Consider the following 22,083-nt stretch of genomic DNA (forward strand, 5'->3'; position numbering starts at 1 on the left):
ATTCCATCCTCTATGTGGAATTGGGCAAAGTTTGAGCACCCATGGTGGGCGGTTTGCATCGGCTTTGTTTTTCTCTTGTTTGCGAAAGGTAGTAGAAGTTAACTGGCCCGCCAATGAAAAGGGGGAGGGCACATGTTAAATTCTGACGCTTACCCCATGCACCGTGCGCCACGTTGCACGGCGAAATCAAAACGCACCGGCCTGCCTTGTCGCAATCCAGCGGTGCGCGGCTGGGCTGTCTGTCGCATGCACGGCGCGCGAGGCGGGGCAAAACCCGGTAAGGGGCATCCGAACTGGAAACACGGGGAGCGCAGCCAAGAGGCCGTTGCATTGCGCGGGCTGATTAACCGACTAATGCGTGAAGCACGGTGCTCCGACATCTTAGGTGAGAAATCTTGATACGATTTTGGTAATTTCTCTAGCGAACGGCAGCCGGTTCTTTCGGCTGCCGCAAACGATTTTGGTTACATACACATCAAGAGGGCATGCAGTTCTTGCGGATTTGTGTCTGCTCAATGACCTGCTTGTGACCCTTTAGCTGTGCAATCTGATCGGCCACATTTCCGCCAGACAACGTGGAAACCGGAAGGCCGAGCAAAATAACGCCTGCTGTATCGTTCCCGCGCGCCTTGTTTTGAGCCGCAGAGGCTTTTGCTAGGGCGTTGTCAACGCGGCGAGCTTCAGCCGCTAACTGAGGGCAATTCCAATCTTGATAAGTGGTAGGCGATACATAAGCTGCATCAATGGTTTCCGGTTTTTTGGCACAAGCTGCGGTTACTGCAATTGCCGAACACATCAATAATGTTACAGGCTTCATATAATCCTCCAGAATTCTTGGCTGGATGCTTGAGCATCACGAAGGTTACGCTAACGATGGGGTTGTCTGTTAGGAACCGGAAACCCTGAAAATTTCGGCCTGATGCAGGAATGCACCACGACGCAAATTTGCAGACGCACGTCGTGCTCTCGCTTTTCTATTTTTAGAAAGCACTAAATCACCAATTCTCACACGGCGAGAAAAAATCACGCTGCTGGAAGTCACCATTAACAATGACTCCGCCGAACATTGAAAAGCCGACATAGCCTCCCATACGGTTCTTGCCATTCACTTCACCGCACACGCGCCTTTCTTGTTGGCCGTTGGCAAGCGACACATCTACCGCACGGATGTTTCGGAACTGTGCGCTGAACGGATCGAGGAAGTCTTGTGTTACCTCTGATTTAATTTCTGTCATTTGTGCAGAACTGAGGCGCACAGGCTTTGAACTTACAATCTCTGACATTTGAACGCAGCCAGCTATGGCAACAATGGGTGCAAGCATCCACAAGCGCATAATTACTCCCTTCGCCTTTTCTTGTCGGATTAGTGCCCGCATTCCGGGCTTTGGGCGATAAGAGGATACTATCCTGACGAAAACAACGGGGGGTGGGTTACTTTTCTTGCACTTTAGCTGTGGAACCGGCGGGGGCAGTCAAATTTTTGCGCCGTCAATTCAGAACAAAAAAGTTAATGTTCCCGTAAATTCCTACGCCAACGTAAAATATACGTGGGTAAAAATGTGGGAAACGCCTCGCCCGCAAACAAGTAATGCGCTGAAATTATAAGGAAAAATAGATTGCGGTGGCGGAGACGAAGGGATTCGAACCCTCGAGACCCTTCCGGGCCTACTCCCTTAGCAGGGGAGCGCCTTCGACCACTCGGCCACGTCTCCGCCGACGCGTTTATCGAAAGCCGCACGGGGGGGCAAGTCGGAATTGGCCCCCAATTTCATCCAAATCGGGATCAGGGCCAAATAGCGGCATGACCATGCCCCGGAGCCGGTAACAACAAGGCGCGCGCCACTCGCTGATCCCATTTCGGTCCAGGCCCACCCTTGCGGCACGCCCTTCGAAACGTACGAAACACGCGTACGCAACGTACGATCCGTCACCGAACGCCCGGTTCATCCGCACCCCGCCTGTCGGGCGCACCAACACGATACCGATGGACTACCGACGCGATACCGAACGCCCGTTTCCCGGCCAAGCCCCTGTTAACCAAGGGCTTGGCGCATGATTCGGCGGCAAGCGCCGGGATGCTGCGCGCGCTCCTGTCAGGAACGGTTAAGGAGTGTCCGGCTCAGGTGTTGAACAGGAAGTGCAGAACGTCGCCATCCTTGACGACATAGGATTTGCCCTCGGCGCGCATCTTGCCGGCTTCCTTGGCGCCCTGTTCGCCCTTGCAGGCGACGAAATCGTCAAAGGCGATGGTCTCGGCCCGGATGAAGCCCTTTTCGAAATCCCCGTGGATCACCCCCGCCGCCTTGGGCGCCGTGGTCCCCACCCTGATCGTCCAGGCACGGGCCTCCTTGGGGCCAACCGTGAAATAGGTCTCGAGATTCAACAGCTTATGCCCCGCGCGGATCAGGCGGTCCAGCCCGGCCTCTTCCAGCCCCATTTCCTCGAGGAACATGGCGGCCTCTTCGGCGTCCAACTGGCTGATGTCCTCCTCGATCTGCGCCGAGATGATGACCATGGCCGCGCCCTGCTCGGCGGCCATTTTCTCGACCCGGGCCGAAAACTCGTTGCCTGACGCGGCGCTGCCTTCGTCCACGTTGCAAACGTAGAGGATCGGCTTTGTGGTCAACAATTGCAGGCCTTTCCACGCCTTGGCGTCATCCTCGGACACCTCGACGAGGCGGGCCGGCTTGCCCTCTTCCAGAACCTCCTGCGCGGCAGCCAGCAAGCGATCCTGTTGCTGCGCCTCCTTGTCGTTGCCCTTGAGCTTGCGCACCAGGCCCGCGCGGCGTTTCTCGATGGATTCCAGATCGGCCAGCATCAGTTCGGTCTCGATCACCTCGGCGTCTTCCACCGGATCGACGCGTCCTTCCACATGGGTCACATCGCCATCCTCGAAACAGCGCAACACATGGGCAATCGCATCGACTTCGCGGATATTGGCCAGAAACTGATTGCCCAGCCCTTCCCCCTTGGAGGCGCCTTTGACCAGCCCGGCAATGTCCACAAAGGTCATGCGCGTCGGGATGATCTGTTTCGACCCGGCGACTTCGGCCAGCGTATCAAGGCGCGCATCCGGCACGGCCACCTCCCCCACATTGGGCTCGATCGTGCAGAACGGAAAATTGGCCGCCTGCGCCGCCGCAGTTTTCGTCAGCGCATTGAACAGCGTCGACTTGCCCACGTTGGGCAACCCCACGATCCCCATCTTGAAGCCCATGACCGGCCCTCCTGAAACTGAATTGCGCGCATCTAGGGTGCGAAGCGGACAGAGGTCAAGCAGGGCATTGATTTTCACCCGCCTTTCCGCCAAACCCGTCCCGATCAAGCACAGGATGCCACCATGACCCGTATCGACGCCAAATTCGCCGAGCTGACCGCCGCAGGGAAAAAGGCCTTTGTCGCCTATGTGATGGCGGGCGACCCGGATTATGACACCTCGCTGGAGGTCATCAAGGGCCTGCCCGGCGCGGGCGTGGACATCATCGAACTGGGCATGCCCTTTACAGACCCGATGGCCGATGGCCCGACGATCCAATTGGCGGGACAGCGCGCGCTCGAGGGCGGGCAGACACTGGAAAAGACGCTGGCCATGGCCACCGAGTTCCGCAAAGCCGACGACACGACGCCGATCGTCATGATGGGTTACTACAACCCGATCTATAACCGCGGTGTCGACAAGTTCCTTGCTGACGCAAAGACCGCCGGAATCGACGGGCTGATCGTGGTGGACCTGCCCCCCGAGGAAGACGACGAGCTGTGCATTCCCGCCCAGAAGGCCGGTTTGAACTTCATCCGTCTCGCGACCCCCACCACCGACGATCAGCGCTTGCCCAAGGTGCTCCAGAACACATCGGGCTTTGTCTACTATGTTTCGATCACCGGGATCACCGGCGCGGCCGCGGCGCAGGCCGCCGACGTCGCCCCCGAAGTGGCGCGTATCAAGGCAAAAACCGATCTGCCGGTGATCGTGGGCTTTGGTATCCGCAGCCCCGAAACCAGCCGCGAAATCGCCGGGGTCGCCGACGGTGCGGTCGTGGGCTCGGCCATCGTGGGCAAGCTGGCCGATGGAGCCACCGTCCCCGAAGTGCTGGAGTTCGTTCGCGGACTGGCCGAAGGAGCGCATTCCGCCTGATCGGCGCACCCAGGTGTGGAACCCTGAAACAAGGGCTCATTGCGCGCGCGCGACTTCACTGGTAACTAAACCTGACCAGTTTCCAGATGGATTCCCGCCATGCCCGTGATCACCTGCATCGACGACCTCAAACGCATCTACGAACGCCGTGTACCGCGCATGTTTTATGATTACGCGGAATCCGGTAGCTGGTCCGAGCAGACCTTTCGCGAGAACACCACGGATTTCTCGGATATCTACCTGCGGCAACGCGTGGCGGTCGACATGGACGGGCGCAGCACGGCCAGCCAGATGGTGGGTCAAGACGTGTCGATGCCGGTGGGGCTGGCCCCGGTCGGATTGACCGGCATGCAACACGCCGACGGCGAGATCAAGGCCGCCCGCGCCGCCGAAAAATTCGGCGTTCCCTTTACGCTGTCCACCATGTCGATCTGTTCGATCGAGGATGTGGCCGAGAACACGGACAAACCGTTCTGGATGCAGGTTTATACGCTGAAGGACGACGATTTCATGCAGCGCCTGTTCGATAGGGCGAAAGACGCCAAATGTTCGGCCGCGATGATCACCGTGGATTTGCAGGTTCTCGGCCAACGGCACAAGGATCTGAAAAACGGCCTGTCCGCCCCGCCCAAGCTTACCGCCAAATCAATGGCCAACATGATGACCAAGGTGCAATGGGGTCTGGGCATGTTGGGCACGAAACGGCGGTTCTTCGGCAATATCGTCGGTCATGCCAAAGGGGTGTCCGATCCGTCGTCTCTCACGGACTGGACCGCCAGCGCCTTTGACCCCTCGCTGGATTGGAACCGCATTCGTGAATTCCGAAAGATGTGGGATGGCCCGCTGATCATCAAGGGAATCATGGACCCGCGCGATGCGCGCGAGGCGCTGAATGTCGGGGCGGATGCGATTATCGTGTCGAACCACGGCGGGCGGCAACTCGATGGCGCGCTAAGCGCCATTCGCGCGCTGCCCGCGATCATGGACGCCGTGGGCGACAAGATCGAGGTGCATCTCGACAGCGGGATTCGCTCGGGTCAGGATGTGCTCAAGGCGCTCAGCCTCGGGGCCAAGGGCACCTATGTCGGGCGGGCCTTTGTCTATGGTCTTGGCGCCATGGGCGAAGCAGGTGTCACCAAGGCGCTCGAAGTCATTCACAAGGAACTGGACGTGTCGATGGCGCTGTGTGGGCGCACGGATGTCAAAACGCTCGACCGCGATATCCTGATGATTCCCGAAGGCTTCGAGGGCCGCTGGCAAAGCTGAGACAGGGCCGCAGCCGCCCCCTTTGACAGAACGGAAACCACCGCGACAGGTGTGGCCCGGTCAGGGGATCGGCAGTATTGTCCCACAATACGGGCGAGTGCGTGTTTTCGGCCTTTTCATGTTGGAAAATCCGGTCTATACGCGCGGCTTCACGCGGGGTTACAGCCTTGGAGGAACCCCGCCCTAACTTATGGAGAATATCATGGCTGGAGAAATTCCTGATCTTCACGCCCAGGAACGCACGGGGACGGGCAAGGGCGCCGCTCGTGCAGCACGTCGTGCACATATGGTTCCGGGCATTGTTTTTGGTGGCGACGTCGATCCGCTTCCGATTCAGATTCCTTACAACGTCCTGATCAAGAAGCTGAGACAGGGCCGCTTCAAGTCCACCCTGTTCAACCTCAAGGTTGACGGGCACGAAGACGTGCGCGTGATCTGCCGCGACGTTCAGCGTGACGTGGTCAAGGACCTGCCGACGCACCTCGACCTGATGCGTCTGCGCCGCACGACCAAGATCAACCTCTTCATTCCGGTTGAGTTCGTGAACGAAGACGCCGCACCGGGCATCACCAAAGGCGGCTTCCTGACCGTGATCCGCAACGAGATCGAACTGATCGTGACCGCGGGCGACATCCCCGAAAAGATCACTGTCGATCTGTCGGGGCTGGAAATCGGCGATACCGTGACGATCAGTCAGGTGGACCTGCCGACCGACGCCAAGCCGACAATCGACCGTGACTTCGTGATCTGCAACATCTCGGCCCCGTCTGCCCTGAGTTCCGATGAGGACGAGGAAGAAGGCGCTGAAGATGCGGCCGAGGTTCCGACCGTGGGCGAAGAAGAAGCAGCCGAGAGCGGCGAGGAATAAGCTCCTATCCGCTTGAGAACATGTGGAAAACGCGGGTCGGAAACGGCCCGCGTTTTTTCATGCCCCGCGCAGTTTGCGAAAGCCAAGGATACGACCGCGCGATGGCCCCGGATCATAGGTAAGGCCCGAGGCCGACATGCAATCGACGATCTTCTTGATCGTCGTGTCGGGGTAACGGCCGGGGTGCAGTTCCATCATGACGCTGCGAACGTGTTCGGGCCACGGCGCGTCGAACAGGGTTTGCTCGGCCCCTTCGATATCCATGATCACGATATGCGGGCGATAAGTGACCAGCAGGTCGGACAGGCGCAGGAGCGGCACTTTGACAATCGTGTCCCGGTTGGAGCCCTCCCTTGCGATCGACGCGCCCCAAAAAGCCTTTGTGCGTTCGAATTCAATGGCTTCCTCACCGCCCACCTGGCCGGTCACGGCGCCGTGCAGCAAGGTAACGCTCTGGAAACCATTCCGGTCCAGATTATCCCGCACCACTGGCAACATGTCGGGGTTGGCCTCGACCGTGGTCACGTTTTCCGGTCCCGCAATCGCGGCGCAGATCGTGGCGATATAGCCAAGCCCCGATCCCAGTTCCAGAACGCGGCTGCCGCCGCGCACGCGCATCAGGGCGGCCTGGGCTTCGTGGCCTTCGTAGCGGCCTTTTTCCAATTTTTCGGCGATGCGTTTGCTGAGCATGGCATCGGGAATTTCCAGTTTTACGCCATTTAACTCGTATTCGGCCATTACCATCCCTTGTTCGTTGATTCCGTGCGTCATGCGGCTTAGACCACAATCACCAAAGACAGGGGCCACGGCAATGCTACTATTTGTGGGTTTGGGAAATCCCGGCACCAAATACGCGAAAAACCGGCACAATATCGGCTTTATGGCGCTGGATCGAATCGCCGAAGATCATGGATTCGGGCCGTGGAAGCAGAAATTTCAGGGCGAATTGTGCGAAGGGCGTTTGGGCGGGGAAAAAGTGTTACTTCTCAAGCCCTTGACCTTCATGAACCTGAGCGGCCAGTCGGTGGGCGAAGCGATGCGGTTCTACAAGCTAACCCCCGATGATATAACGGTTTTTCACGACGAACTGGACCTTGCCCCAGGTAAGGTGCGGGTCAAGATGGGCGGCGGGCATGCCGGGCACAATGGGCTGCGGTCGATTCATCAGCATATTGGCGAACAATATCAAAGGGTTAGACTTGGTATCGGGCATCCGGGGCGCAAGGAACTGGTGGCGCATTACGTGTTGCAGGATTTCGCCAGGGCCGATGCCGAATGGCTGGACGATCTGATGCGTGGGATCGCGGAGGGTGCGCCGGACCTGGCAGATGGCAGAAAAGACAGGTTTCTCAATGCCATAGCCCAACGCATGACCCCGGCGAAGCCCGCCAACCCCAAGCCGAAGGCCCAGGAAAAACCCGCAGAAAAACCGGTGGAACTACCCTCCGAAGACACCCGCAGCGCGATGCAGAAGCTCGTCGATAAGTTCCGCTGAGTTTTGTACGATACGTACGAAGTGTACGCGCGTTTTGTACGAAAATCCGGGGTCATCGCAGAAGTTGCATCCATCATGGACACAACCGGCGCATTTCACGTCGTCGCGTCACGCTGGACGCGGGCAAGTGGCGGTGCTTTGCTGATCGCAAACGGGGCGAGGAGCACGCGACATGCGGACAATTTTGAAATGGGGTTTGCGGCTGGTGCTGATGGCGCTTCTGGCCGCTGTCGTGGTGGGCCTGTGGAAGCGCGAAGAGATCACCCGCCTGTGGGCGGTCAACACGCTGTTCGACGAGGGGAAGATCGTCGGGAATTTCTCGAACATGGAGCGGGCATTCCTGACGGTGCCCGTGTCGCGCGGCGACGGGCCGGTATCGGACCTGCCCCAGGGCGAGCCGATGACCCTGCCAGAGGGGGTGACGGACTGGATCGCGGCGCGCGATCTGACCTCGCTTCTGGTGCTGGACGAGGGCAAAATCGTTCACGAAAGTTACCACAAGGGCACCGGCGCCGAAGACCGGCGCATAAGCTGGTCGATGGCGAAAAGCTATCTGTCGGCGCTGTTCGGCATATTGCTGGAAGAAGGGGCGATCGGTTCTATCGACGCGCCGGTGACGGAGTATGCCCCGCTACTGGCCGGCAGCGCCTATGACGGGGCCACGATTCGCAATGTGCTGCAAATGACCAGCGGTGTGGAATTCGATGAGGATTACCTGGACTATGATTCCGACATCAACCGGATGGGCCGGGTTCTGGCGCTTGGCGGCACGATGGACGGGTTTGCCGCCGGGCTGACGGCGCGGGCGGCGCAGCCGGGCGAGCGGTGGAAATACGTTTCGATCGACACGCATGTCATCGGCATGGTCGTGCGCGGGGCGACAGGCCGCAGCATTCCCGACCTGATGGCGGAAAAGGTGATCGCGCCACTGGGGCTGGAAGCCGCGCCCTATTACGTGAGCGATGGCGAGGGCGTGGCCTTTGTTCTGGGCGGGCTGAACATGCGCACGCGGGATTACGCGCGCTTTGGCCTGATGTTCGAACAAATGGGCGCATATCAGGGGCGGCAGGTGGTTCCGGCGGACTGGGTTGCGGTATCGACCCGCGCCAGCGCCCCGACCGAACCGGGCGAGATGGGCTATGGCTATCAGTGGTGGATGCCGGTGGACGCCCCCGAAGGCGTATTCATGGCGCGCGGCATTTACGGGCAATACATCTACATAGACCAGACCCGCAACGTGGTGATCGTCGTCACAGCCGCCGACCGGCAGTTTCGCGACCCCGGTGCACATGCCGAAAACGTCGGGATGATGCGCCGCATCGCCGAGGCGCTGTAGACGGTTGACCCTGCCAGCACGCCCTATTTACTGGTGCGGGAAATTGCCAATGGAGGCCGCAATGAGTTTTATCGCGATGAACCGGTTCAAGGTGCGGCACGGGCACGAGGCACAGTTCGAAACCACATGGGCCGAACGTGAAAGCCGGTTGAAGGACATGGAAGGATTCCGCGAGTTCCGCCTGCTGAAGGGGCCGGATGGCGACGGCTATCGGCTGTATTCCAGCCATGTGATCTGGGAGAGCCGCGAGGCGTTCGAGGCCTGGACCAGATCGCAGCAATTCCGCGATGCCCACAAGAATGCCGGACAATCGAAGACGAAGGACTCCCTGATGGGGCCGCCCTCGTTCGAGGGTTTCGAGACGGTGTTGCACGAGGGATGATTTCGCCGTGTATCGTGCTATCCTTTGCCCAAACGGAGGATGCGCGATGATAGGCAAGGACGATCCCGTGAACGTGCTGGGGGGTGCGCTGCAAATGTGTTCGCAAGACCCTGTGACGGGGTTTTTCCGCGACGGGCATTGCAACACCTGTTCCGAAGATCAGGGCAGCCATACGGTATGCGCGCTGATGACGGCGGAATTCCTGGCCTATTCCAAATATGTGGGCAACGACCTGAGCACCCCGCGCCCCGAATTCGGGTTTGCCGGGCTGACCCCCGGCGATCAGTGGTGCCTGTGCGCCGCGCGCTTTCTGCAGGCCCATGACGAGGGCTGTGCACCGAGGGTGCGGCTGGAGGCCACGCATGAGCGTGCGCTGGACATCGTACCGCTACAGGTGTTGCGGGAACACGCCGATCAGGCCTGAGCGGGTTCGTCGGCCTGTGCCTTGGGCAGGGCTTCGTGTTCGGGCACGCCGGGCAGGGCCTCGGCCATGAGATCGTCGATGAACAGGCTGAGAAGCTGGGCGCGGCCGCTGACCCCAGCCTTGCGGTAGATGGCGTTGCTTTGCGCCTTGACCGTTCCGTCCGACGTGTTGCGCATGGCGGCGATTTCCGACAGCGACAGCCCCTTGACCGAGAACAGGGCCACGTCGCGTTCCGCCGGTGTCAGGCCCCATTGATCGAAGCGCTCTTCGAGCACCTGCATGAACGCGCCCGAGGCGAGGCGCAAACTGGCCTCGGCCCGGCGTTGGCGGGTGATCGCGCGCACCAACAGCCAGCCCGACACCACGGCCCCCAGAACAAGCCCGAGCGCGGCACCGATTTCGATGAATTCATAGAACTGCCAACTGATCGGCGCGGCGCGCAGCCCTAGGAGATTGGCGAGGATGTCGTAGAGGAACACCGCCGCGCAGGCGAATTGCACGGCGAACAGCGCCAGGTGCGACAGCGGGGCCTTCATGCCGCGCACCGATGGTTTGCAGGCGGCATGGGATCAATCATCGTCTTTTCCGCGCTTGTAATCGTCATCCAGAACGCCGCGACGGCGGTCGTCGTCATCATCATCGTCGTCGCGGTCATCATCATCGTCATCGTCGTCGTCATCATCGTCGTCCAGCTCGGTCCAGTAGTCGCGCAGGATCGCGCCGGTGGACGGGTTGAGGATGATCTCGCGCAGGGTGTCGTCCTCTTGCGCGACGATACGGACACGGCCCAGCAGGGTATGGGTGACGGTGATCTCGTCAAAGCCCTGATCGCGCAGTTGCGCGATGATCCGATCCTGCGCGGCCCCGGCATGGGCTTGCGACCCGAGCGGAACGAGCAGGGTCAGAAGGGCAGCGGTAAAGTGGCGGCGGTTCATCGGTGTCATACCTTTGCAGGCCCGCAACGGGGCGTGGTCGGTATCATACTAGGCACGAAAAACCCCCGGCGCCAGTGGACCGGGGGTTTAGAACAGGGGCCATAAACCGGGGTTTATGGGTCAGTCGGCATCGTCCATGTCGAACCCGAGGTGACGCGCGACGGTGAAGATATCCTTGTCGCCCCGACCGCACATGTTCATGCAGATCAGGTGATCGGCGGGCAGGGTCGGCGCGATCTTCATCACATGGGCCAGCGCGTGGCTGGGCTCCAGCGCGGGGATGATCCCCTCTTGCTGGCAGCACAACTGGAAGGCTTCGAGCGCCTCCTTGTCGGTGATCGCCACGTATTGCGCGCGCCCGATATCGTGCAGCCAGCTGTGTTCCGGGCCGATGCCGGGGTAATCGAGCCCTGCCGAGATCGAGTAGCCTTCGAGGATCTGGCCGTCATCGTCCTGCAACAGGTAGGTGCGGTTGCCGTGCAGCACGCCGGGCCGCCCGCCGGTGAGCGAGGCGCAATGCTCCATCTTGGCGTTCACGCCCTTGCCGCCGGCCTCGACCCCGATGATGTTGACCGATTTGTCGTCGAGGAACGGATAGAACAGGCCCATCGCGTTCGAGCCGCCCCCGATGGCGGCGACGAGGGTGTCGGGCAGGCGGCCTTCGGCGGCTTGCATCTGTTCCTTGGCTTCCTTGCCGATGATCGACTGGAAATCGCGGACCATCGCCGGATAGGGGTGCGGACCGGCGACGGTGCCGATGCAATAAAACGTGTCGCGCACATTGGTGACCCAGTCGCGCAGCGCGTCGTTCATCGCGTCCTTGAGTGTGCCGCGGCCAGAGGTCACCGGGATCACCTCGGCCCCCAGAAGGCGCATGCGGAAGACGTTGGGTTTCTGGCGCTCGACATCATGCGCGCCCATGTAGACCACGCATTTCAGGCCGAACTTGGCGCAGACGGTGGCGGTGGCCACGCCGTGTTGCCCGGCGCCGGTTTCGGCGATGATGCGGGTCTTGCCCATGCGGCGGGCCAGGATGATCTGGCCCAGCACGTTGTTGATCTTGTGCGCGCCGGTGTGGTTCAGCTCGTCCCGCTTGAGATAAATCTTGGCCCCGCCGAGGTGTTTGGTCAGCCGGTCGGCGTAATAGAGCGGGCTGGGGCGGCCTACGTAATGGGTCCACAGATCGTGCATTTCGTCCCAGAAGGACTGATCGGTCTTGGCGTGTTCGTACTGTTTTTCCAGTTCGAGGATCAGCGGCATCAGGGTTTCGGAAACGAACCGCCCCCCGAAATCGCCGAACCGCCCCTTTTCATCGGGTCCGGTCATGAAGGAATTGAAAAGATCGTTCATGGTATTTGCCTTCCCGTCTGGGCCTTTATCCTGACGTTCAATATGGGACGCAGGCGCGATTTTCCAGCGAAAACCGACGGGCGCAAGGGGCGCATGGCCAGGGGATCAAACGGCCCTGCCCTGTCGCCGGTCCGGCGTTTGCACAGCGTCGTGACATCCGGTTCACGGCAGCCCTGGTGCCCCGGCGTCATTCCGCCCTTGTGCGGGTCCCGAAGGGGAAGACGCGGTGGCCAGACGATCCTCGCTCGACGCCTCTCCGTTCCGGCGCCGGAAGGCGACATGAACGCCGCCCTGGGGAATGAGCGTTGCGGAAGGATAGGGTTTGACCGGCTGGTTCCCGCGCCATTCGAGCGTGCCGCGCTGAAGGATCGTGACGAGCGAGAGGGTCGTTTCGAGCAGCGCGAGGCTGTTGCCGATGCAGATCCGCGGCCCGCCCCCGAACGGCAGAAAGGCGTAACGCGGGAGCCTCTGCGCAAGACCGTCGAGCCAGCGCTCGGGGCGGAACGCCTCTGGGGTGTCATAATACCGAGGATCGCGGTGGAGCACCCACGGGGCGATCAGGATCTGCGTGCCCTTGGGGCAGTGATAGCCCTTGATCTCGCAATCTTGCGTCGACTCGCGCCCGAACATCCAGCCCGCCGGATAAAGGCGCATGGATTCCGTTATGACGGCCTGCGTGTACTGCAGTTTTGGCATGTCGGCGCTGGTGGCGTCGCGATGCCCGATTTCCGATTCGATTTCGGCGATCACCTTTGCCTGAATATCCGGATGCCGCGCCAGCAGGTAGAAAGCCCATGTCATGGTCAACGCGGTGGTTTCGTGGCCCGCAAGAAGGACGGTCACCGCTTCGTCGCGTATCTGCGTGTCGGACATTGGCTGACCGTTTTCATCCCGCGAGTCCATCAGGGACGACAGGTAATCCGTGCGCCCCTGGGTGCCGTTTACGCGACGTTCCTGCAGAAGGCGGTCCACCACGCCGTCGATCTCGCCGATTGCCCTGAGATAGCGGCGGTTCGATGGCAGCGGCACCCAGTCGGGGATCAGAACCGGACGCCGGAACCGATGCGCCATTTCCTTGAGAAGAAGGGTAAGCGCGCGTTCCATGATCTCGACTTCGGATTCCGCATCGGCATCGAACATCGTGCCCGTGACGATACGGAGCATCAGGTTCATCATGTGGGGGTGAATGTCGAACGTGGTTTCGTCCTGCCAGCGATCGACCTCTTTCCGGGCGAGCGACACGATCAGCGCATCGTACTCCTGCACGCGCCGGGGCGTGAAATGCGGCGCGGCAAGGCGGCGCTGATGCTGCCAGAGGCTTCCGTCGCTGGAGAGAAGCCCGAACCCGAACACCGCCCTGATCTGACGCCAGATCAGGGGCGTCTTGATGAACTTGCCATGATCGCGCACCAGGATTTGTTCCAGCGCCTCCATGTCACTGACCAGCCATGTGCGCCAACCGGCAAGGTTCAGATCGACGATATCGCCATATTTCCGGGTAACTTTGCCCGGATAGCCCAGTTGGTTCCCGGCGAAGGCGGGCATGTTGCCGAGAAGGGGAAACCCATCATCCGGGCGGGGCGGAAATTTGCGAGGCTTCGCATCGGACGGCCTGTCCTGTCTCGGACTGATGTTCATGTCTCAAAGTCTCGCCATGTTCCGGGTCGCACATTCGGGGGCGAGTATAGGGGCCAAACCCGGAAATCGGAAACCGTTCGGCTGCTTTGATCGCCCATATGGCGAACGGACCTGCCTGGAAATCGTTTCATGCTCGAGCGCAGGACCGCTTTCTTACACAGTCGAAATGTGTACTTTGAATGTTCCGGCAAGGGATTTTGTCGTGCCGCTGATCGAACGCGACGAGATAATTGGCGAATTGCGCGACCGTTTCGATCACGTCGCCGAAGGCGGCGGGGCGTTGGACGGGTGCAACTTCTCCGCGGCCACGACGGCCATCGCGGACGGGACCGATACGACTGCCAGCTTCGACGCCAGCTTCCGCTATATGTTTCGGGTGCAGATGGACCCCGGCGCGCTTCAACCTGATGACAGGGGCGCGGCAGGCGAATGCGGTGGCGTATACCCCGCAACTCTCGCCGGTTCCCATGCCTGCCAGCCTGCCCGTTCTGGGGAGCGCTTTTCTGATGCTTGCCGCGGTCGGGGTCAGACGCCGGAAGCGCGGGTGAACGACACATGTCGCTCCACGCCCGCGCGACCGAGACCGGCGCTCAGGTCGCGCCCGATTGCGCGGCCTCGACAAAGGCGCGCATCTTGTCGGCGTCCTTGACGCCCGGTGCGCTTTCGACGCCCGAGGACACATCGACCTGCCGCGCCCCGGTCAGGCGCACGGCCTGCGCCACGTTTTCGGGCGTCAGCCCCCCGGCCAGCATCCACGGCACCGGCCAGCGGCGCCCCGCGATCAGGGTCCAGTCGAAGGCCATCGCATTGCCGCCGGGGCGGTCGACCCCCTTGGGGGGCTTGGCATCCACCAGCAACTGGTCGGCCACGCGGCCATAGGTTTTGAGCTGTGGCAGGTCACCGGCATCGGCGATGCCCACGGCCTTCATCACCGGCAGGCCATAGCGGGATTTGACCTCGGCCACACGTTCGGGGGTTTCGGAGCCGTGCAGTTGCAACATGTCCAGCGGCACCTGCCCGGTCAGCGTATCCAGCATCGCATCGTCGGCATCGACAGTCAGCGCGACCTTCATGATGCCGACCGGGACTGACGCGGCCATGAACGCCGCGGCCTCGAGTTCGAGATGGCGGGGCGATTTGGGGAAGAACACGAAGCCGACATAGGACGCCCCCGCCAGAATGGCGGCGGGAATGTCGGCGGGGTCGGTCAGCCCGCAAATCTTGATCTTGATGTCGCTGCCCATGGGGGCGGTTTAGCTGGCCTCGTCGAGAATGGCCAGCACCTCGTCCTTGCCTTCGTGTTTCTCGCCCTTGAGGCGCCGCACCTCGGCGCGCAGGGCGCTGAGTTCGCGCGCCTTGCGCGCGGCTTCGACCCGTTCACCGTGTTCGCGAATCCATTCCCAGATCAGCCCGACGACAAGGCCGAACAGGATGCCCCCGAAGATCACCACGAAAAGCGGAACCTCATAGCTGGGATTCAGCGCGGCGAGGCCCGACAGTTCGTCGGGCAGCACCCGGACCTGCACCATGTTGCGATTGGCCAGCGCGATCAGGATCAGGGCCAGCGCGAAGATGGCAATCGAAGCATAGCGGATATAGCGCATCAGGATTTCCCGTTCAGCCGATCACGCAGCAGCTTGCCTGTCTTGAAGAACGGGACATGCTTTTCCTCGACACGGACGGATTCACCCGTCCGGGGATTACGACCGACACGCGCATCGCGCTTTTTCACCGAGAAGGCCCCGAAGCCACGCAGCTCGACCCGGTTGCCCTCGGCCATGGCAGAAGTGATTTCATTGAAAATGGTGTTCACGATACGCTCGACGTCGCGTTGATAGAGGTGCGGATTTTCGTCGGCAATTTTTTGAATCAACTCCGATCGGATCATTGTCCCCCCCGAGGATTGGTTATTATTCGCGCATCAGATCACTGTGGTGAACTATAGTCAGGATCGTCAAAAACCGAAACAGAAAGGCAGCCCCTGAAGGCCCGAAATCAGCCTATTTTTCCCGTATAAGGCGAAAAAATGCCGGGTTGGCGGCAAGTCGAGGCCAGGCGCACATGACCCCGGACCGTTTTTGCAGTGCAGAAAAAGTGTTGATTCGCAAAGGGAAAGCCAAGTGCGGGCACCGCGCACCGCCCCTGCATAAACGAAACGGCCCCGCCAAATGGCGGGGCCGTTCATTCATTCGATCAGCCGGAAGGCTCAGTCGTTGTCGCCCTTCAAAGCGGCGCCGAGGATATCGCCCAGCGATGCGCCCGAGTCCGAGCTGCCATACTGTTCGACGGCTTCTTTTTCTTCGGCAATCTCGCGGGCCTTGATCGACAGGCCCAGACGGCGGCTCTTGGAGTCGACGTTGGTGACGCGGACGTCGATCTTGTCGCCGACCGAGAAACGCTCGGGGCGCTGTTCGGCACGGTCGCGGCTGAGGTCCGAGCGACGGATGAAGGACTTGAGCCCGTCATAGGTCACTTCGATACCGCCGTCCTCGATCGAGGTCACTTCGACGGTGATGATCGAGCCACGCTTGACGCCACCGATGGCATCGGCGAACGGATCGCCGTCCAGCGCCTTGATCGACAGCGAGATACGCTCTTTCTCGACATCCACTTCGGACACGACGGCCTTGACCATGTCGCCCTTGCGGTAGTTCTGGATCGCGTCTTCGCCACGTTCGTCCCAGCTGAGGTCCGAAAGGTGAACCATGCCGTCGATGTCGCCCGGCAGGCCGATGAACAGACCGAATTCGGTGATGTTCTTGACCTCGCCCTCGACTTCGGTGCCGACGGGGTGGGTTTCTGCGAACACTTCCCACGGGTTACGCTGCGTCTGCTTGAGGCCAAGCGACACGCGGCGTTTCGCCGGGTCGATTTCCAGCACCATGACTTCGACTTCCTGGGAGGTCGAGACGATCTTGCCGGGGTGCACGTTCTTCTTGGTCCAGGACATTTCCGAAACGTGAACCAGACCCTCGACGCCGGGTTCCAGCTCGACGAAGGCACCGTAGTCGGTGATGTTGGTGACGCGGCCCATGTGAACCGAGCCCAGCGGGTACTTGGCGCCGACCAGATCCCACGGATCTTCCTGAAGCTGCTTCATGCCCAAGCTGATACGGTGGGTGTCCTTGTTGATCTTGATGACCTGAACCTTGACGGTTTCGCCGATCGACAGGATTTCCGACGGGTGGTTGACACGGCGCCATGCCATGTCGGTGACGTGCAGCAGGCCGTCGACACCGCCCAGGTCCACGAAGGCCCCGTATTCGGTGATGTTCTTGACGACGCCGTCCACGGTGTCGCCTTCGGTCAGCTTGGCGATGACCTCGGCGCGCTGTTCGGCACGCGATTCTTCCAGGATGGCGCGGCGCGACACGACGATGTTGCCACGGCGGCGGTCCATCTTGAGAATCTGGAACGGCTGCTTGAGACCCATCAGCGGGCCGGCATCGCGCACGGGGCGCACATCGACCTGGCTGCCCGGCAGGAAGGCCACGGCGCCGCCGAGATCGACGGTAAAGCCGCCCTTGACCCGGCCAAAGATCGCGCCTTCGACGCGCTGATCGTCGGCATAGGCTTTTTCCAGACGGTCCCATGCCTCTTCGCGGCGGGCCATCTCGCGGCTGAGCACGGCTTCGCCGCGGGCGTTTTCTGCGGCGCGCAGATACACCTCGACCTCGTCGCCGGGGGCGATTTCGGGGGCTTCACCGGGGTTTGCGAATTCTTTCAGATCGACGCGGCCTTCCATTTTGTAGCCGACATCGATGATGGCCTGGCCCGCTTCGACGGCGATGACCTTGCCTTTGACGACAGTGCCCTCGTTGGGCGTGTCCATTTCGAGGCTTTCATTAAGGAGGGCCTCGAATTCCTCCATGGATGCGTTCTGAGCCATGTGGCGTGTTTGTCCTTTACAAGTGCATTTTTCCGGCCGTGCGGTTGTCTCCGCCGGTCTTGGGGTTTCGTTGGTCAGGCGGAACGCAAAACAAAGAGGGCCGGTGATCCCGACCCTGCCCGATCTCTTTATGCGCGACGTTTACCGCCTTGTCGACATCGGGCATTTAGCCGCTTGCGCCTTGTATTGCAAGCCCTTCATGAGGTTTGCGCCAGGTCAGGCAAGGATGCGCCGCTCAACGCGCCAGCCGCGCCTCCACCTCGGCAATCGCCGCCGCGACCGCCTGTTCGATACTCATCTGCGAGGTATCTATCCGCACCGCATCTTCGGCGGGCTTCAAAGGTGCCGTGGCGCGGGCACTGTCGCGCGCGTCACGCGCGCGCAGATCGGCCAGCACCTCGTCAAGGGTGGTGTCGAACCCGTTCTCCTGCAATTCGCGAAACCGGCGTCCGGCGCGCACCTCGTCGCTGGCGGTGACGAACAGCTTCACCTCGGCCTCGGGACAGATCACCGTCCCGATATCGCGCCCGTCCAGCACCGCGCCGCCCGCGCGCCGGGCAAAGGCACGCTGGAAATCCACCAGCGCCTCGCGCACCTGCGGGTTGGCGGCCACACGGCTGGCGGCCTGCGCCACGTCGGGCGTGCGCAGATCGTCCGCCTCGAGATCGCTGGCGCGAAGTGCGCGCGCGGCATCGACCGGATCGGTCCCGTCCAGCGTGCGCCGCCCCGTCGCCCGATAGAGCAGCCCGGTATCGAGATGCGCAAAGCCGAAATGCGCGGCCACGGCCCTGGACACCGTTCCCTTGCCCGCCGCCGCCGGCCCGTCGATCGCGATGGTGAATGCCATGAGACGCCCCCTGGAGTTTCGGACCGTCAGGATTAGAGGATCGCGCCCGCCGCCTCAAGAGCGCACCGCGTTCTTCATCTTTCCCGAAAATACTCCGGGGGAGTCGCCCAACGGGCGACGGGGGCAGCGCCCCCGAAATCGTCACATGGGGAAATCTCTGGAGCGGGTAACGGGAATCGAACCCGTAACTTAAGCTTGGGAAGCTCGCGTGATACCTTTTCACCATACCCGCCCGACAGGAGCCGTAGGTAGGAAATCCTTGATCCGTGGTCAAGAGCCAACGCGCGAGCGGACAGCAATTTACGCCCTGCCCGGCGCCGCTTATCCGCGCCGCCGTCTGCGGCGGCGACCGCCCGCGTCGCCCCCCGAATCGCCCCCGGTGTTGAAGCTGGGATTGGGCAGGGGCACGATCCTGGCCAGTTCGGGGAACGGGTCGGTCTTGTGCGGGATGGCGTTGGCGGCCACGAAGTGATCCTGAAACTTCGGCTCGATGGCGGTTTCCACCTTGGTGATCTGGCGCACGACCTTTTCGATCTCCCGCCGCGCGGCCACGTTGCACAGCGCGATCCGCGCGCCGGTGCCTGCGGCGTTGCCCGCGCTGGTCACCTTTTCGAGCGGCACGTCGGGGATCATGCCCAGAACCATGGCGTGTTTCGGGCTGATATGCGCCCCGAACGCCCCCGCCAGCACCACGCGGTCCACCTTGTCCACGCCGCGTTGGTCCATCAGCAGGCGCGCCCCGGCATAAAGCGCCGATTTGGCCAGCTGGATCGCGCGAATGTCGCCCTGGGTCACGGTGATGCGCGGCCCGCCATCGGCGGTGGCGTCGTGGATCAGGTAGGAATGGGTGCGCCCCTCGGGGACGGAACGGGCGGTGCCCGTCGCCTCGGCCGAACCGATCAGCCCGCTTTCGTCCATCAGCCCGGCGATACGCAGTTCGGCCACGGCCTCGATAATCCCCGACCCGCAGATGCCGGTGATTCCGGTGGCGGCGGTTTCCTCCCAGAACCCGTCTTCGTCCGACCACTTGTCGCAGCCGATCACGCGAAAGCGCGGTTCCTTGGTGTCGGGGTCGATGCGGATCGCCTCGATCGCGCCGGGGGCGGCGCGCTGTCCGCTGGAAATCTGTGCGCCCTCGAAGGCCGGGCCGGTGGGCGAGGAACAGGCCAGAACGCGGCTGGTGTCGCCCAGCAGGATTTCGGCATTGGTGCCGACATCGACAACCAGCACGAGGTCCTCAGACTTGCCGGGCTCTTCGCTGAGAGCCACGGCGGCGGCATCGGCCCCCACATGCCCCGCGATACAGGGCAATACATATGTACGGGCGCGCGGGTTGATCGCCGTCAGGTCCAGTTCGCGCGCCGGCATCGAGATGGACTCGGACGTGGCCAGCGCAAAGGGCGCCTGTCCCAGTTCCACCGGGTCGATCCCCAGCAGAAGGTGATGCATCACCGGGTTGCACACGAACACCGTTTCCACGATCAGCGCCGGGTCGATTTCCGCCTCTTTGGCGATTTCCTCGGCCAGCGTGTTCAGGGCCTCGCGCACCGCGCGGGTCATTTCCTTGTCGCCACCGGGGTTCATCATCGAATAGCTGACCCGGCTCATCAGATCCTCGCCAAAGCGGATCTGGGGGTTCATGATGCCCGAGCTGGCCTTGACCTCGCCGGTGTCGAGATCGGTCAGGTGGGCCGCGATGGTGGTGGAGCCGAGGTCGATCGCCAGCCCGTACAGGCCGCTTTCGTGCAGGCCGGGCCAGATCTCGATCAGCCGCGCGATATCGTCGGTGTGGGATTTGTGCAGCGCCACGGTGACCTGGAACTTGCCCTTGCGCAGCACGGGCTGGAGTTTGGACAGCAGCGACAGGTCGGCGCGAATGCCGGGGATGTCCCATTCGCGTTCAAGCGCACGCGCCAGCCGCTCCAGATCGCCGGTGGGTTCGTGCATGTCGGGCTCGTCCACCTCGACGAAATAGAGCCGCGTCGCCGGGTCCATGTCGATCACGCGGGCCGAGGCAGCCTTGCGCACGACCTGCCGGTGGACCTGGCTTTCTGGGGGCACGTCGATCACCACATCGCCCATGATCTGCGCCTGACAGCCCAAGCGGCGGCCCGGCTTCAACCCGCGTTTCTGGTCATAGCGTTCCTCGACCTTGTTCCATTCGGACAGGGCATCGTCGGCCACCGTCACGCCGTGCTTGGAAAATTCGCCATAGCTGGGCGTGATCTGGCATTTCGAGCAGATCCCCCGCCCGCCGCAGACCGAATCGAGGTCCACCCCCAACTGCCGGGCGGCGGTCAGGACCGGGGTGCCCTTGGGAAACCGGCCTCGTTTGCCGGACGGGGTAAAGACGACAAGGGGGTCTTGCGACATGGGGAATCCTCATGCTCTGGCGTTCATCTCGGCAGAACATAAGGCACTGCTGACGGGGATACAGCCTGCAACCGTCAGAAAATGACACGCGGGCGGCATTTGGCGGCGCAGCGCCCGCGCCGATGCCCCGGATCAGGGTTTCAAAAGCCGCCGATAGAGCGTGTCGAGATACTGCCCGGCGCCTTCATGCACCGGACGATCCTCCATCAGCACGCGGACCTGCGCGTCGAAATCGGCATAGTGCTGGGTTGTCGCCCAGATCGAAAACAGCAGGTGCCGGGGATCGACCGGGGCCAGCTTTCCTTCGGCGATCCAGCCGGAAATCAGCGTGGCGGTTTCATCCACGAGAGGTTTCAGCCCGCTTTCCAGATGCGGCGCGATACGCGGTGCGCCTTGCAGGATCTCATTGGCGAACAGGCGGCTTTCACGCGGGAATTCGCGGCTCATCTCCAGTTTGCGGTGAACATAGCGCAGGATTTCCTCCAGCGGAGCGCCATCGGGGTCGATCTCGCGCAGGGGGGCGAGCCAGGCGTCCATCAACTGGTTGAGCAGGGTGACGTGGATGTCTTCCTTGCCATCGAAGTAATACAGGATATTGGGCTTGGACAGGCCCGACGCAGCCGCGATCTGATCCAGCGTCGCCCCCCGGTAGCCGTGCTGCGAAAAGATTTCGAGCGCGGCATCGAGAATGCGCGTTCGGTTGCGCAACTGGATGCGCGTGGGTTTCTTGGCGGGTGTCGCGTCACTCATACAGAGTCTCCGAGGGGCACATCCCCAGATATGCGTCATTTTCGGGCTCAAAGAAAGACCATCCATTCGGACAGAGTGATTGGCCCGGTTCTGGGATTTGCCTGCATCCTGTGCGATCATGGCAAAGTGGGATTCCGGGGGCCAGAAATTTCTTGACCGATTGGTCAACGTATGGTGCGATCCATTTGCGTTTGACTTGCCGCACCGATGCGCATCCCATGACGACGCACGATCACAGGCCCAACAAGAGGCCAATGCAGCAAAGCGAAAACAGGGAGAGAATGAGATGTCGTCAGCGGGTGAGAATCTTCGAGTGAACGGAGACAGGCTGTGGGACAGCCTGATGGAGATGGCGCAGATCGGGCCGGGTGTGGCGGGGGGGAACAACCGCCAGACGC

At 61.7% G+C, this 22,083-nt stretch carries 22 protein-coding genes and 2 tRNA genes; 7 read left to right on the top strand and 17 right to left on the bottom strand.

Features of this window, described 5'->3' with window-relative positions:
- Positions 1–475 precede the first annotated feature (475 nt).
- The 4 genes from KPG71_RS17040 to ychF all read right to left on the bottom strand — a co-directional run bounded on the left by KPG71_RS17040 (position 476) and on the right by ychF (position 3,217).
- Entirely contained in the window at positions 476–817 is a 342-nt protein-coding gene (locus tag KPG71_RS17040; RefSeq protein WP_216339532.1) for a hypothetical protein, read from the bottom strand.
- Between the two features lie 178 nt (positions 818–995).
- Positions 996–1,283, bottom strand: coding sequence for a hypothetical protein (locus KPG71_RS17045; RefSeq protein ID WP_216339534.1), 288 nt, complete (start codon positions 1,281–1,283; stop codon positions 996–998).
- A 339-nt stretch (positions 1,284–1,622) separates the two neighbouring features.
- A tRNA-Ser gene (locus tag KPG71_RS17050) sits at positions 1,623–1,712 on the bottom strand.
- Positions 1,713–2,119: 407 nt separating this feature from the next.
- The gene (ychF, locus tag KPG71_RS17055; protein ID WP_216339536.1) at positions 2,120–3,217 is read right to left on the bottom strand and encodes a redox-regulated ATPase YchF; all 1,098 of its coding nucleotides are present in this window, start codon (positions 3,215–3,217) and stop codon (positions 2,120–2,122) included.
- 123 nt (positions 3,218–3,340) lie between these two features.
- Between ychF and trpA the strand changes: the two genes are divergently transcribed.
- From trpA to KPG71_RS17070, 3 genes are all read left to right on the top strand, one after another.
- Positions 3,341–4,132: a tryptophan synthase subunit alpha gene (gene trpA / locus KPG71_RS17060; RefSeq protein WP_216339538.1), complete on the top strand. Its 792-nt coding sequence runs from the start codon at positions 3,341–3,343 to the stop codon at positions 4,130–4,132.
- A gap of 99 nt (positions 4,133–4,231) precedes the next feature.
- Positions 4,232–5,398, top strand: coding sequence for an alpha-hydroxy acid oxidase (locus KPG71_RS17065; RefSeq protein ID WP_216339540.1), 1,167 nt, complete (start codon positions 4,232–4,234; stop codon positions 5,396–5,398).
- A gap of 202 nt (positions 5,399–5,600) precedes the next feature.
- Positions 5,601–6,266: a 50S ribosomal protein L25/general stress protein Ctc gene (locus KPG71_RS17070; protein ID WP_216339541.1), complete on the top strand. Its 666-nt coding sequence runs from the start codon at positions 5,601–5,603 to the stop codon at positions 6,264–6,266.
- Between the two features lie 57 nt (positions 6,267–6,323).
- On the opposite strand, the gene KPG71_RS17075 is transcribed toward KPG71_RS17070, so the two are convergent.
- Entirely contained in the window at positions 6,324–6,956 is a 633-nt protein-coding gene (locus KPG71_RS17075; RefSeq protein WP_253196330.1) for an FkbM family methyltransferase, read from the bottom strand.
- A gap of 121 nt (positions 6,957–7,077) precedes the next feature.
- On the opposite strand from KPG71_RS17075, the gene pth reads away from it, so the two are divergent.
- The 4 genes from pth (at position 7,078) to KPG71_RS17095 (ending at position 9,903) form a co-directional block, all read left to right on the top strand.
- The gene (gene pth, locus KPG71_RS17080) at positions 7,078–7,761 is read left to right on the top strand and encodes an aminoacyl-tRNA hydrolase (RefSeq protein ID WP_216339588.1); all 684 of its coding nucleotides are present in this window, start codon (positions 7,078–7,080) and stop codon (positions 7,759–7,761) included.
- Positions 7,762–7,933: 172 nt separating this feature from the next.
- A complete protein-coding gene (locus tag KPG71_RS17085) occupies positions 7,934–9,097 on the top strand; it encodes a serine hydrolase (protein WP_216339546.1) in 1,164 nt (387 codons plus the stop codon).
- A gap of 61 nt (positions 9,098–9,158) precedes the next feature.
- Positions 9,159–9,479 carry an antibiotic biosynthesis monooxygenase gene (locus KPG71_RS17090; protein WP_216339548.1) on the top strand — a complete coding sequence of 107 codons (321 nt, stop codon included), beginning with the start codon at positions 9,159–9,161 and terminating at the stop codon, positions 9,477–9,479.
- Positions 9,480–9,525: 46 nt separating this feature from the next.
- Entirely contained in the window at positions 9,526–9,903 is a 378-nt protein-coding gene (locus tag KPG71_RS17095) for a DUF2237 family protein (RefSeq protein WP_216339550.1), read from the top strand.
- Here KPG71_RS17095 and KPG71_RS17100 read toward each other — a convergent pair.
- The 12 genes from KPG71_RS17100 to KPG71_RS17155 form a co-directional block, all read right to left on the bottom strand.
- The gene (locus tag KPG71_RS17100) at positions 9,894–10,439 is read right to left on the bottom strand and encodes a helix-turn-helix transcriptional regulator (protein WP_216339552.1); all 546 of its coding nucleotides are present in this window, start codon (positions 10,437–10,439) and stop codon (positions 9,894–9,896) included. The genes KPG71_RS17095 and KPG71_RS17100 overlap by 10 nt on opposite strands.
- Before the next feature lie 33 nt (positions 10,440–10,472).
- Positions 10,473–10,847: a hypothetical protein gene (locus KPG71_RS17105; protein WP_216339554.1), complete on the bottom strand. Its 375-nt coding sequence runs from the start codon at positions 10,845–10,847 to the stop codon at positions 10,473–10,475.
- A gap of 111 nt (positions 10,848–10,958) precedes the next feature.
- Positions 10,959–12,188, bottom strand: a complete 1,230-nt coding sequence (gene trpB / locus KPG71_RS17110; RefSeq protein ID WP_216339556.1) for a tryptophan synthase subunit beta — start codon at positions 12,186–12,188, stop codon at positions 10,959–10,961.
- A gap of 162 nt (positions 12,189–12,350) precedes the next feature.
- On the bottom strand, positions 12,351–13,826 hold the full coding sequence (locus KPG71_RS17115; protein WP_301182913.1) for a cytochrome P450: 1,476 nt from the start codon (positions 13,824–13,826) through the stop codon (positions 12,351–12,353).
- Between the two features lie 590 nt (positions 13,827–14,416).
- Positions 14,417–15,070 (bottom strand): phosphoribosylanthranilate isomerase, encoded by a 654-nt coding sequence (locus KPG71_RS17120; protein ID WP_216339560.1) that lies wholly within the window; start codon positions 15,068–15,070, stop codon positions 14,417–14,419.
- 9 nt (positions 15,071–15,079) lie between these two features.
- Positions 15,080–15,430 carry a LapA family protein gene (locus KPG71_RS17125; RefSeq protein ID WP_216339562.1) on the bottom strand — a complete coding sequence of 117 codons (351 nt, stop codon included), beginning with the start codon at positions 15,428–15,430 and terminating at the stop codon, positions 15,080–15,082.
- Positions 15,430–15,714 carry an integration host factor subunit beta gene (gene ihfB, locus KPG71_RS17130; RefSeq protein ID WP_073035611.1) on the bottom strand — a complete coding sequence of 95 codons (285 nt, stop codon included), beginning with the start codon at positions 15,712–15,714 and terminating at the stop codon, positions 15,430–15,432. The genes KPG71_RS17125 and ihfB overlap by 1 nt, the downstream gene beginning before the upstream one ends.
- 318 nt (positions 15,715–16,032) lie before the next feature.
- Entirely contained in the window at positions 16,033–17,847 is a 1,815-nt protein-coding gene (gene rpsA, locus KPG71_RS17135) for a 30S ribosomal protein S1 (protein WP_367397377.1), read from the bottom strand.
- Between the two features lie 103 nt (positions 17,848–17,950).
- The gene (gene cmk, locus KPG71_RS17140) at positions 17,951–18,562 is read right to left on the bottom strand and encodes a (d)CMP kinase (protein WP_216339566.1); all 612 of its coding nucleotides are present in this window, start codon (positions 18,560–18,562) and stop codon (positions 17,951–17,953) included.
- A 158-nt stretch (positions 18,563–18,720) separates the two neighbouring features.
- Positions 18,721–18,794 (bottom strand) — tRNA-Gly (locus KPG71_RS17145).
- Positions 18,795–18,883: 89 nt separating this feature from the next.
- Positions 18,884–20,935 (bottom strand): ASKHA domain-containing protein, encoded by a 2,052-nt coding sequence (locus KPG71_RS17150; RefSeq protein WP_216339568.1) that lies wholly within the window; start codon positions 20,933–20,935, stop codon positions 18,884–18,886.
- Between the two features lie 132 nt (positions 20,936–21,067).
- Positions 21,068–21,685, bottom strand: coding sequence for a TetR family transcriptional regulator C-terminal domain-containing protein (locus tag KPG71_RS17155; RefSeq protein ID WP_216339571.1), 618 nt, complete (start codon positions 21,683–21,685; stop codon positions 21,068–21,070).
- Positions 21,686–22,083: the final 398 nt, after the last annotated feature.

Origin of the sequence: Roseovarius sp. PS-C2, assembly GCF_018862045.1 — a bacterium.
GTDB lineage: Bacteria > Pseudomonadota > Alphaproteobacteria > Rhodobacterales > Rhodobacteraceae > Roseovarius.